This is a genomic window from Brevibacterium sp. S22 (genome assembly GCF_004745485.1).
GTDB lineage: Bacteria > Actinomycetota > Actinomycetes > Actinomycetales > Brevibacteriaceae > Brevibacterium.
In genome coordinates, this window is sequence record NZ_RHFG01000001.1 from 368,510 (window position 1) to 380,339 (window position 11,830).

9 protein-coding genes are annotated in these 11,830 nt (G+C 65.3%); 6 read left to right on the plus strand and 3 right to left on the minus strand.

Annotation, left to right across the window (positions count from 1 at the left end):
• Positions 1-26: 26 nt before the first annotated feature.
• Complete coding sequence (locus EB835_RS01860) at positions 27-2,117, minus strand: heavy metal translocating P-type ATPase (RefSeq protein ID WP_240688492.1); 2,091 nt, start codon at positions 2,115-2,117, stop codon at positions 27-29.
• A 220-nt stretch (positions 2,118-2,337) separates the two neighbouring features.
• Between EB835_RS01860 and EB835_RS01865 the strand changes: the two genes are divergently transcribed.
• Positions 2,338-3,399, plus strand: coding sequence for a 2,3-butanediol dehydrogenase (locus EB835_RS01865; protein WP_135807772.1), 1,062 nt, complete (start codon positions 2,338-2,340; stop codon positions 3,397-3,399).
• A gap of 158 nt (positions 3,400-3,557) precedes the next feature.
• Here EB835_RS01865 and EB835_RS01870 read toward each other — a convergent pair whose 3' ends face one another.
• Both EB835_RS01870 and EB835_RS01875 read right to left on the minus strand, forming a co-directional pair.
• Positions 3,558-4,025, minus strand: a complete 468-nt coding sequence (locus EB835_RS01870) for a hypothetical protein (RefSeq protein ID WP_240688493.1) — start codon at positions 4,023-4,025, stop codon at positions 3,558-3,560.
• Positions 4,022-5,065: a MerR family transcriptional regulator gene (locus EB835_RS01875; RefSeq protein ID WP_135807773.1), complete on the minus strand. Its 1,044-nt coding sequence runs from the start codon at positions 5,063-5,065 to the stop codon at positions 4,022-4,024. The genes EB835_RS01870 and EB835_RS01875 overlap by 4 nt, the downstream gene beginning before the upstream one ends.
• A 286-nt stretch (positions 5,066-5,351) precedes the next feature.
• Here EB835_RS01875 and EB835_RS01880 point away from each other — a divergent pair, with 286 nt between their 5' ends.
• The 5 genes from EB835_RS01880 to EB835_RS01900 all read left to right on the plus strand — a co-directional run bounded on the left by EB835_RS01880 (position 5,352) and on the right by EB835_RS01900 (position 11,763).
• Positions 5,352-6,791 carry a GntP family permease gene (locus EB835_RS01880; protein ID WP_205749834.1) on the plus strand — a complete coding sequence of 480 codons (1,440 nt, stop codon included), beginning with the start codon at positions 5,352-5,354 and terminating at the stop codon, positions 6,789-6,791.
• A complete protein-coding gene (locus EB835_RS01885; protein WP_135807774.1) occupies positions 6,788-8,140 on the plus strand; it encodes a four-carbon acid sugar kinase family protein in 1,353 nt (450 codons plus the stop codon). Before EB835_RS01880 ends, EB835_RS01885 begins: the two co-directional genes overlap by 4 nt.
• A gap of 51 nt (positions 8,141-8,191) precedes the next feature.
• Positions 8,192-9,238 (plus strand): 4-hydroxythreonine-4-phosphate dehydrogenase PdxA, encoded by a 1,047-nt coding sequence (pdxA, locus tag EB835_RS01890; RefSeq protein WP_135807775.1) that lies wholly within the window; start codon positions 8,192-8,194, stop codon positions 9,236-9,238.
• Between the two features lie 69 nt (positions 9,239-9,307).
• Positions 9,308-10,033 carry a DeoR/GlpR family DNA-binding transcription regulator gene (locus EB835_RS01895; protein WP_135807776.1) on the plus strand — a complete coding sequence of 242 codons (726 nt, stop codon included), beginning with the start codon at positions 9,308-9,310 and terminating at the stop codon, positions 10,031-10,033.
• Between the two features lie 347 nt (positions 10,034-10,380).
• Positions 10,381-11,763 (plus strand): MFS transporter, encoded by a 1,383-nt coding sequence (locus tag EB835_RS01900; RefSeq protein ID WP_135807777.1) that lies wholly within the window; start codon positions 10,381-10,383, stop codon positions 11,761-11,763.
• Positions 11,764-11,830 lie beyond the last annotated feature (67 nt).

Here is an 11,830-nt window from a genome sequence, read left to right on the forward strand (position 1 = left end):
GCCCGCCTCAGTCGTTTCCCCTGAGATCAGCGCGCGGTCCGCAGCCGCTCGACTGCTGCTTGCGGGTGGAGGTCGAGTCGGCGCAGCAGCTGGGCGTTGAGGGCGACGACGATCGTCGAGATCGACATCAGGATCGCGCCCACGCTCATCGGCAGGACGAACCCGATGGGGGCGAGGATTCCAGCCGCCAGCGGCACCGACAGCAGGTTGTATCCCGCCGCCCACCACAGGTTCTGCTTCATCTTCCGGTAGCTCGCCCGAGAGAGCTCGACGATCGAGAGCACGGAGCGTGGATCGTCGGAGGCGAGGATGACCCCGGCAGAGCCGATGGCCACATCGGTTCCGGCACCGATGGCGATGCCGACATCGGCCTGCGCCAGAGCAGGCGCATCGTTGACACCGTCACCGACCATCGCCACACGGTGACCTTCATCCTGCAGTTCGGCGACCTTGGCCGCCTTGTCAGCGGGATGGACACCGGCAAAGACACGGTCGATGCCGAGTTCGGCCGCCACGGACTGCGCGACCGCCTCGGCGTCTCCAGTGATCATCACGACCTGCCCACCGGTGGCATGGAGGGCATCGACGGCATCGCGAGATTCCGGCCGGATCTCGTCGGCCAGACGCAGAGCACCCACAACGGCTCCGTCGACGAGCACATGGAGGATGATGGCGCCTTCGGCGCGCCAGGCCTCCGCAGCCTTGGCCTCAGGGGCATTGTGCGTCTCGAGCAGCCTCGGACCACCGACCTCGACTGCCTCTCCCGCGATGACAGCCGAAACTCCGACCGCAGGCGACGAGAAGAAGTCGGATGCTCGCGGGACTTCGATGCCCCGCTCAGCGGCAGCCCGGACGATGGCGGTGGCCAACGGGTGCTCACTGTCAGCTTCGGCCGCGGCAGCCAGACCGAGCACTTCGCCCTCGGTCCGGTGGACCCCGACGCCGAGGACCACCTCGATGCCGGTGACCGTCGGCTCGCCCTTCGTCAGAGTGCCGGTCTTGTCGAAGAGCACGGAATCCACCGTGCGCATCGTTTCGAGTGCGAGCCGGTCCTTGATGAGGACTCCGGCGCGGGCGGCCCGCTCGGTGGCGATGGACACGACCAGCGGAATTGCCAGGCCCAAGGCGTGAGGGCAGGCGATGACAAGCACGGTGATCGTGCGCACGACCGCCGAATCCGGCATCCCGATGAGCGACCAGACGCCCGCAGTGATCACGGCAGATCCCAGAGCGAACCAGAACAGCCAGGCCGATGCCCTGTCGGCGATTCGCTGGGCCCGCGATGAGGAGCTCTGGGCATCGGAGACCAGTTTCTGGATTCCGGCCAGCGTGGTGTCGTCACCGATCGCAGTGATCTCGACGCGGAGTCCGGAATCGGTGGCCACGGTACCGGCCACCACGGATTCGCCTTCACCCCGTCGCACGGTGGCGGATTCCCCTGTGACCATGGATTCGTCCACATGGGCTGAGCCGTCGATGATGCGACCGTCAGCGGGAACCGTAGAGCCGGGACGAACGAGGACGATGTCGCCGACGACGAGGCCCGCCGGGTCGACGCTCACTGCCTCTCCGTCGACGATCTTCTCTGCCTCATCAGGCAGCAGTGCGGCGAGGCCATCCAGCGCCGAGGTGGTCTGCGCCAGCGACCGCATCTCCATCCAGTGACCGGCGAGCATGATCACGACCAGCAGCGCCAGCTCCCACCAGAAGTCGAGCTGCGGGTCGAGCAGTCCCAACGACGAACCCCAGGAGGAGATGAAGGCGACCGTGATCGCCAAGGCGATGAGCAGCATCATGCCCGGACTGCGGCCCTTGATCTCGTCGAAGCCGCCGGTCAGGAACGGCTTGCCGCCCCAGATGTACATGACGGTGCCGAGGATCGGCGAGAGCCATCGGAGCGCACCGAGGACGCCGCCTTCGGGGACCTCATATCCGAGGAGGTGGCCGAACATCGGGCTGAAGGCGATGACGGGCACGGCGATGACGAGCATGATCCAGAACAGGTGCCGGAACTGTGTGACGTGACCCCCATGGCCGGCATGACCCGCGTGGTTCGAATGGCCCGCGTACCCCTCGTGCCCGCCATGGTCGTGATGAGCGTGATCGGTGGGTTCCATCGCCCCAGCGTGTTCGGAGTGGCCCGTCTCTGCAGGCCGGTTCCCGTGATGCCGATTATTCCGCCGTTTGTCCATGCCTCGAAACTATACCCCCAGGGGGTACAAATCAACGGTGATGCCCCTCACGTGCAATCCTGTGCAACCCTGGCTCTCGCACCACGGGCGCTTTAACGTCGAAGAACGCCGAACGCCACAGACAAGCCCCATGAAAGGACGCGCCATGAGAGCAGCACGATTCCACGCACGCAAAGACATCCGGATCGAAGACATTCCAGAGCCCGAACTCCTGCCCGGCACCGTTGCCATCGACGTCGCCTGGTGTGGCATCTGCGGCACCGACCTGCACGAATACCTCGAGGGCCCGATCTTCGTCCCACCGGCCGGACACCCCCACCCGATCTCCGGAGAGGAAGCCCCGATCACGATGGGCCACGAGTTCTCCGGCACGATCACCGCCCTCGGCGAGGGTGTCACGGACCTCGAGGTCGGAGCGAACGTCGTCGTCGAGCCCTACATCATCGCCGATGACGTGGACACGAGCATCGGCCAGAGTTACCAGTTGTCGAAAGACATGAACTTCATCGGACTCGGCGGACGCGGCGGCGGACTGGCTGAGAAGATCGTCGTCCAACGCCGCTGGGTCCACCCGATCGGCGATATCCCCCTCGACGAGGCCGCCCTCATCGAACCCCTCTCTGTGGCTCACCACGCCTACGTCCGCTCGGAGGCACAGGCCGGGCAGGTCGCCGTCGTCGGCGGCGCCGGGCCGATCGGCCTCCTCACCGCCGCGGTGCTCAAGGCCGAAGGGCTGACGGTCTTCATCTCCGAACTCTCCGAGGCTCGCAAAGCCAAGGCCCTCTCGACCGGAGTCGCCGACGAGGTGTTCGACCCCAGGGACGGGGACGTCGCCGAGGCGGTGCGGCAGCGCACCGACGGCCACGGCGCCGATGTCGGATTCGAATGCTCGTCGGTGCCGGTCGTCCTCGACATGCTGCTCGACGCCGTTCGCCCAGGCGGAGTCATCGTCAATGTCTCGATCTGGGGCCACAAGCCCGAGGTCGACATGCCGAAGCTCGTGCTCAAAGAGATCGACCTGCGCGGCACCATCGGCTACTCGGGCGACCACCCGGCGACGATCGCGCTGGCCGGCAGCGAGGAACTCGACCTGTCCGCCTTCATCACCGCGCGGATCGGCCTCGATGACCTCATCACAGGAGGCTTCGACGAACTGATCGACAACAACGAACAGCATGTGAAGATCATCGTCGACCCGCGCGCCTGAGCAGGACTCCAACCACACATCAGAAGCAGGACGGGAAGGGTCCTCCGCTGACTCCCTGGCCTTGGGCTGCGGAATGGCACTGACCCACCAAACGGAACGGCACGCACTACGGAATCCCGGCCGGACTCTCGAGTCCGGCCGGGATTCCGGTCTCTTCACTATCCGCCATCAGCCCAGCAAAGCAGCGAGAACCACGGGGACGAACGCCGCAAAGGCATTGTTGAAGGCATGGACGACGACTCCCGGCCAGACCGAACCGGTCCGGTGGAACAGAATTCCGTTGACGATTCCGACAATGAACGCAACAGGCAGGACGGGGTTGATTCCGTGAGCGAGAGCGAAGATCGCTGCGCTGACGATGATGCCGACCCACGGCCCGAAACGCAGCAGACCACGCCGAGTCCGGCACCGAGGAGAAGTGACTTCCAGGACGCCTTTCGCAGCCCGAAGGCCGCGAGTCCGCGACGCTTGATCGCATAGGCGGCGGCGAATGCGGCCAGTCCCATGATCCCGGACAGCGCAAGCGCAATGACGCCGCCCAGCACGGAGAGTTCGTCCGGGATAACCTTGAGGATGAGGAAAACCGCCCCGAAGGCAAGTCCATAGGCGATGAGGCCGACGATCATCTCCGACCAGCCGAGCCGCGATGCGGCTCGAGGTCCGGCACCGTCGACGGATGTCGCATCGTCACTCGCACCCACATGCGGGCGACCCTGAGTGTGATCGTCGATAGGCTTTGCCCCGCTGTCGGGAACGTTGTCTGAGGTGTCGATCGGGAGTTGCATGACTCGGTCCTTCCGTAGAACTCCGACTTCTTTGACACCCTCAGCCAAAACCGTGCCCTAAGGGCAGGGTCAAGGGCCCATTCGGAACTTTCCTCGGATTCGCTCGGTGTTCGACCCTCGCCCGATGCCCCATTGATCTCCTCGACCCGCACCAGCACGTCGATCTGGGCGCGATTGTAGAGCTGGACCATAGCCGCGCCGATCGTCTCCTCCAGATGTCGACGTCTGCGATGAGGCACCTCCCCGAGCCGGTCTGTCCATCCGCATTTCTCAGCGATGGCCCTGACCTGCGGAGCATAGCGCCGAGCCAGCTCCCTGCGAGTCTCATCGTCAGCGTCCGCGGGGAGGACTTGAAATTCTCGAGATGCCTCGGTCGAGTTCACTTCGGCGAGCATCGCTCTCAGCGAGGCGATCGACTCTACGTCGAGGACTTGGGAATAGACGAGCAGCAGCCCTCGATCCGCTTCGGTGAGAGCGCCTCTGACGGCTCCGAATCCTCTCGGAAGGTCCACGGCAGTCCCATGCTCGAATATGGCGGCGATATCGTCGCGCATCTGCTGTCGGCGAGCGATGTCTGCGGCCAACTCCTCATCGAGCGCCGCCAGGGTCGAACGTATCCCTTCCGCGGCCTCGACCTGCTTCGGCGATCCGGTGCCATCGATGTCGAACGCCGAATCGAAGTCACGGATCTGGTTGAGCGAGAAGCCGAGTTCACTCAGCCGTCTGATCTGCAGCAGCCGCACAAGGTGCTCGGTGCGGTACTGCTTGTAGCCGTTCGCGGTGCGTTCCGGCGCGGCCAGCAGTCCGCGACCGTGATAGTGCCGCACAGTCTTGACCGTCGTACCGGCCAGATCTGCCAGCTCACGAGTACTCCATGCCATCGGCGACGGCCTCCTCTCGACTATCCGGCCTCGCCGAGTGCGAGCGGTTCGAGGTCAGAGCCGCGCGCTGCAGTCCCCGCGCCCTCGAAACGAAGCCTATCCGGACAGTGCCCCTCTGCGCATTCGCCTAGCCAGGTGGAGCGCATCTACATTCAACATTGCATAACTGCGCAGTTATGACACATACTTGCTCATACTGTTCAACTTCACAGCCAGCTCACATCCACACCGGCTCATCGAGTCGGCCCCGGCTCGCCTACGAGTCGGCCTCACTGCGGAGGATCTCATGGATCTGCAACTCATCCTGGCGCTCGCAGCCGGGATCGCGACGATCGTCGTCATCGTGCTCGCGACCCGGCTCGACGCCTTCATCGCCCTGTTGGTCGCATCCGTCGTCACCGGCATCGTCGCCGGTCAGGACCTGCTCTCACTCGTCGATGCGATCACCACCGGCTTCGGAAACACCCTGGCCAGCATCGGCATCGTCATCGGCCTCGGCGTGGGAATCGGCAAGATCCTCGAAGTCTCCGGGGCCGCGGACTCCCTCGCCCGAGCCTTCCTCCGCGCCTTCGGCCAAGGTCGCGAGCCTTGGGCGATGGGTACCGTCGGCTCTCTCGTCTCCATCCCGGTCTTCTGCGACTCCGGCTACGTCATCATGAACCCGCTGGCCCGCTCGATCGCCCGCGTCAAGCGCGGCGGCTATGTCACCCTCGCCCTCGCGCTGGGCTGCGGCATGACGCTGACCCACCACATGGTGCCGCCGACCCCGGGCCCCTTGGCCGCCACCGGCATCCTCGGCGCGGACATCGGCGCCGTCATCCTCACCGGGCTCATCTTCACCGTCATCCTCCTGCCCGTCGTCGTCATCTACGCCCGGTGGATCGGGCCGAAGCTCGAACCCGTCCTCAACACCGCCGTCAAACACGACGTGTACGGATCGGTCACCGCCGCCTCGGCGCGCTCTGGAGGCTCCCGCACCGAAGGCGGAGCCGTCGACACGATCACCGAAGACGATGAGACAACCTCGGCGAAGAAGCCCGGAGCCTTCCTCGGCTTCCTCCCGCTCATCGTCCCGCTGCTGCTCATCGTCGCGAACACCGTGTCCACGGCCATCGACAAGAACGCACAGGGCGCACTTTCCGGCGACGAATACGAACCCTCATCCTGGGTCGCTCCGCTCGCGTTCCTCGGCAACCCCGTCGTCGCTCTCATCATCGGCCTCATCCTCGCCGTCTACACCCTCCTGCCGCGCGTGACCCCACGCAGCCAGGTGCAGAGCTGGCTCGCCGACGGAGCCGCCTCGGCGGGCCTCATCCTGCTCATCACAGGTGCCGGCGGAGCGTTCGGCATGGTCCTCACCGAATCCGGCGTCGGCGATGCCCTCGCCGAGGCGATCGCCTCGATCAGCCTGCCTGCGCTCCTCGTGCCCTTCATCATCGCCACGCTGGTACGCATCGCGCAGGGATCGGGCACGGTCGCGATGATCACCGCCGCCTCGGTGACAGCTCCGCTCATCGCCCCGCTCGGACTCGATCCGCTGGTCGCGGTGATGGCCTGCACCGCCGGTTCGATGGTCTTCTCCTACTTCAACGACTCGTACTTCTGGGTCGTCACCCGCTTCACCGGCCTCGACGGCATCAATGCCATCAAGGGCTGGTCGGGCATCACGACGGCCGTGTGGGCCGGTTCCATTCCTCTGCTGTTCGTGCTCGACTTGGTCGTATGAGCGTGACCGAAGCCGCGGAGCCGAGTCCGCGGATCCTCATCATCGCCGACGACCTCACCGGCGGCAACGCCTGCGGTGCACTCTTCGCCGAGGCGGGACTGAAGACCATGACCGTCACCGGTGCCGACGATCAGTCGTCGCTGGGCGCGGCCCTCGATGCCTACGACGCGATCGTCGTCAACGCGAACAGCCGTCACCTGCCGTCGGCCGAGGCGGCGGCGATCACCGCATCCATCGTCGCGGCCGCCGGTGACGTCGACCTGCTCGCGTGCCGCATCGACACGACATTGCGCGGGAATGTCGGTGCCACCGCCGAGGCGGCGCTGCGAGCCCGTGCCATCCTGGTCTCGGCCGGTGGTTCCGGCTCCGAAGATGTGGCCGCGGCCCCGACCCGGGTGCTCGGCCTCTGCGTGCCCGCCTTCCCGAGCTCCGGCCGGGTCACCGTCGGCGGTCGGCAGCTGCTCAACGGCCGCCTGCTCGAGGACACGGAACTGGCTCACGATGTACGCTCCCCCATGACCACCTCCGAGGTGGCGACGATCCTCGCCTCGGGAACCGGACTGACCTGCCACACGATCGACATCTCGACGGTGCTGGCCGGCTCGGAGGCGATCCGTGCCGAGGTGCTCTCCGGCATCGTCTCCGGTGCCGATGTCATCGTCGCCGACGCGCTCACTCTCGACCACATCGACCGCATCACCGCCGTCATCGCAGACCTCACTCGTGAGGCGGCGGAGACCGGATCCGAACTCCTCGACTGGGTGGCCATCGACCCAGGACCCGGCAGCATGTCCCTGGCCCGCGCCTTCCTGCCCACCCGACCCCGAAGCATCCTGCTCGGGGTCTCCGGATCGGCCACCGAGGTCACCCGCACCCAACTGGCCGCTCTGGCCGAGGACCCTGACATCCACGTCATGCGCGTCGAAATCGATGCCGAGGGCCTGCCCGATGTCGAGGCCACGGTCCGCGCGGTCTGCCAGGTCGCCTCGGCGAGAGCGATCGTCATCGCCACCGTCCTCGACGCTTACGATCTGCGCGAGCTCACCGCCGAAGCCTCCGAGCTCATCCCCCGGCGACTGGCGATGATCACCGCCGAAGTGATGGAGAGGGTCGACGTCGCCGGCCTCTACTCCACCGGCGGTGATGTCACCGCCGCCGTCCTGTCGGGACTCGATGCCCTCGGTATGGAGATCGACGCCGAGATCATCCCGCTCGCCGTCGGCGGCAGAATCGCCGGAGGACGCGCCGCGGGACTGCCGATCGTGACGAAGGGCGGTCTGATCGGTGACGCTGGTACGGCCGCTCTCTGCTTCGACCACCTCAACCACGCCGCACGCAGCCGAGGCTGACCGGCGGTCCATCCTGTCCATCCCTTTCATCCATCCACTGAGGAGAAGCCCATGACCGCACCCGTACTCGCCGTCACCGTCGGAGACCCCGTCGGCATCGGACCGGAGATCACCGCCCAGGTGCTCTCCGAATTCGCCGGTCGCGACGACCAGCACGGCGTCGCCGTCGCCGACCTGTCCGTGATGAAGCGCGCCGTCGACGTCCTCGGCCTCGACGTCGAACTCCGCGCGATCACCGACTGGTCGACCCCGTCCGCCGGCGAGGGCGTCATCGACGTCTTCGATATCGGCGTGCTCGGTAACGACCTGCCCGAATGGGGCGTCGTCGACGCTCGCGCCGGGCAAGCCTCGGTCACCGCGATCGAGGTCGCCACGAAGGCCGCCATGGATCGGCAGATCGCCGGCATCGTCACCGGTCCCATCAACAAGGAAGCCGTGTGGAAGGCGGGCTCGGAGCACCTCGGACACACGGAGATGCTCGGTGAGCTGACCGGTGTGACGAAGCAGGACACGATGTTCGTCGTCGAGAACACGAAGGTCCCCGGCCACAAACTCCAGATCTTCTTCGCCACGCGCCACATGTCCCTGCGCAAGGCCATCGACGCCCTCACCGTCGACACCCAGATCGACTCCATCCAACGCGCCCACCGCGCCCTGCAGCTCTACGGTGTGACCTCGCCGAGGTTGGCGGTCGCCGCACTCAACCCCCACGGTGGCGAGAACGGGGCATTCGGCGACGAGGAGATCGAGATCCTCCGCCCCGCCGTCGAGCAGGTCAATGCCGAAGCCGCCTTCGAGGTGGCCGGACCGATCCCGGCCGATTCCGTCTTCCACCAGGGACTGACCGGACGGTACGACGGGATCCTCTCCCAGTACCACGATCAGGGTCACATCGCTTCGAAGACCTTCGACTTCGACGGCACGATCTCCGTCACCGTGGGTCTGCCGATCCTGCGGACCTCGGTCGATCACGGCACCGCTTTCGACATCGCCGGTCAGGGTATCGCCGATGCCGGCACCATGCGCTCGGCGTACCGCGCCGCCATCGGATACGCTCCGTTCGCCGACGGCATCCGCGCCGAGTACCTGCAACAGTAGGCTGAGGAACATGCCTGACCGCAGCGTGGATCGCTGCGGTCGGCCCCGTGCCGAAGGAGAGGAAGACAGATGGCGATCCGATCGGGTACGCAGCGACGCCGCGAAGCCATTCTCGGCCTGCTCAAGACCGGTTCGTGGAGCATCCCGCGCCTGGCCGGGGAACTCGAGACCTCGGAATCGACGATCCGCCGCGACCTACGTGAGCTCGCAGCTGACGGCGAGATCATCCGCACCATCGGCGGAGCCGCCGCGCCCGGCTATGTCGAACCGCCGTTGGGCGAGCGGATGGAACAGCAGGCCGAAGCGAAGGATGCCATCGCCGCTCGAGCTCTCGAACGGCTCGACGATGCCCGAGTGCGCACTGTGTTCCTCGACGCCGGCTCGACGACCGTGCGCCTGGCCGAGCGGATCAGGGACCGCAGAGAGCTCACCGTCTTCACCCGCGGCCTCGAAATCGCGCTGGCTTTGGCCCATCCCGACGGCCCCAAAGTGATCATGGTCGGCGGTGAGGTCTCGACTCTGTCCCACGGAACCACCGGTGCACTGTCCGATCATGCGCTGTCGCGCATCCATGTCGATATCGCATTCCTCGGTGCCGATGCGGTCGACTCGGCTCAAGGACTCGGGGAACCGAGCCTCGACGAGGCGCGCACGAAGGAGCTCATCGCCGAGCGCGCAGACCAAGTCCTCGTATTGGCCGACAGCTCAAAGTACGGTCGTGAGGTCACCGCTTGGGCACCGCTTCCGGCCGGCTGGACATGGATCGACGAATACGGGGAACACGCGCGGAGCTGAGCCGTGCACTGTGTGGCCCGCAACGTTGAGAACTGCGTCGTTCCGCGCGAACGAGAACCATACCCCTCGGAAACGTTCAGACAAATTCGGTCATTGATCGAATCTTCTGTCAACCGGATTTCCATAACGATAACTTCACTGTTCCCTGTGAAGAGAGCTTGCCGTTTCAAATCCGACCGAAAAGATCATATCCCCTGGTCAGACATGTCGCAGTCGAATAATTCAGTTAAGACACGCCGCCGATTTGACACACATTGTCGATTGAGAAGCTGAGCGCGGGCTCGTAACGTGGCTTCCGTTCCAAAGAAGGATCACTTCGACAGTGATCCGCATGAGTGGAGGAATTCATGAGCATCCCCAATACCTCAGGATCCGCATCACCGACATCCCCGACCGAACCCGATCTCAAGACCGTCCGTAAAGCCGTCGCCGCCTCGGCGCTGGGCAATGCGACCGAATGGTTCGACTACGGCCTCTACGCCGTCTCGGTCACCTACCTCGCCCAGCACTTCTTCCCCGGCGACCACGCAAAGCTCATGGCGCTGCTGGTCTTCGCCGTGTCGTTCATCTTCCGCCCTCTCGGCGGCATCGTCTGGGGTCCGATGGGCGATCGCCTCGGTCGCAAGCGCGTATTGGCGCTGACGATTCTGCTCATGGCCGGCTCGACCTTCTGCATCGCCCTGTTGCCGTCCTACGCCACGATCGGCGTCGCCGCACCCATCATTCTCGTTCTGCTCCGAGTCATTCAGGGCTTCTCCTCGGGCGGTGAATACGGTGGCGCCGCGACCTTCATGGCCGAATATGCCCCCGACAACCGCCGCGGATTCTTCGGCAGCTTCCTCGAGTTCGGCACTCTGGCAGGAATGGCCGCCGGCTCGCTGTTCGTCCTCCTCCTCCAGCTGGGTCTCGGAGAAGAGACGATGACGGATTGGGCATGGAGGATTCCGTTCGTCTTCGCCGGCGTCCTCGGCGTTGTCGGCCTCTACCTGCGGAATCAGCTCGACGAGTCGCCTGTCTATGAGGAGCTCGACAACGGCGGACAGGACAAGACAGTCAAGGAAGTCTTCCGAACCCTTTTCACCGACCACTGGAAGCAGCTGCTCATCCTCGGCGGCATGGTCGTGGCGGTCAATGTCGTCAACTACACGCTGCTGTCTTATATGCCCACCTACCTGCAGGACCCGGTCGGCATGAGCCCGAACGCCTCGCTGACCGTCATGTTCCTTGCTCAGGCGTTCATGATGCTCCTCATCCCGTTCGGCGGCATGCTCTCGGACAAGGTGGGACGCAAGCCCGTCTGGTACTTCTCTCTCATCGGACTCTTCGTCGCCGCGATCCCGATGTTCATGCTCATGGCCAACGGCTTCGTCTGGGCGCTCATCGGCCTGGCCGTCCTCGGAGTCCTCTACATTCCGCAGATCTCGACGATTTCGGCGACCTTCCCGGCGATGTTCCCCGGGCCGGTTCGCTTCGCAGGCTTCGCGATCTCGTACAACGTCTCGACCGCTCTGTTCGGCGGTACCGCTCCGTCGATCAGCGATGGCCTCATCGGGGCGACGGGCAACACCATCGTTCCCGCCTATCTCGTCATGGCCGCATGTGTGATCGGCTTCGTCGCCACGATCTTCATGAAGGAGACGAATGGTGCTTCGCTGCGCGGCTGCGGCCTTCCCGAGACCGGCGCTGACGTCGTCCTCGACGAATCCGAGCTCGTCGGCGACACCAAATGACCCACCCCGCGCTCGAACCGGGCCCAGGCGACTGATGCGGGCCCGGTGACGGAGACAGACCACCGAC

Bases quoted from the DNA above. Each gene is read 5' to 3' on its own strand.
- EB835_RS01860 (WP_240688492.1), bottom strand. From the start codon at position 2,117: ATGGAACCCACCGATCACGCTCATCACGACCATGGCGGGCACGAGGGG.
- EB835_RS01865 (WP_135807772.1), top strand. From the start codon at position 2,338: ATGAGAGCAGCACGATTCCACGCACGCAAAGACATCCGGATCGAAGAC.
- EB835_RS01870 (WP_240688493.1), bottom strand. From the start codon at position 4,025: ATGATCGTCGGCCTCATCGCCTATGGACTTGCCTTCGGGGCGGTTTTC.
- EB835_RS01875 (WP_135807773.1), bottom strand. From the start codon at position 5,065: ATGGCATGGAGTACTCGTGAGCTGGCAGATCTGGCCGGTACGACGGTC.
- EB835_RS01880 (WP_205749834.1), top strand. From the start codon at position 5,352: ATGGATCTGCAACTCATCCTGGCGCTCGCAGCCGGGATCGCGACGATC.
- EB835_RS01885 (WP_135807774.1), top strand. From the start codon at position 6,788: ATGAGCGTGACCGAAGCCGCGGAGCCGAGTCCGCGGATCCTCATCATC.
- pdxA (WP_135807775.1), top strand. From the start codon at position 8,192: ATGACCGCACCCGTACTCGCCGTCACCGTCGGAGACCCCGTCGGCATC.
- EB835_RS01895 (WP_135807776.1), top strand. From the start codon at position 9,308: ATGGCGATCCGATCGGGTACGCAGCGACGCCGCGAAGCCATTCTCGGC.
- EB835_RS01900 (WP_135807777.1), top strand. From the start codon at position 10,381: ATGAGCATCCCCAATACCTCAGGATCCGCATCACCGACATCCCCGACC.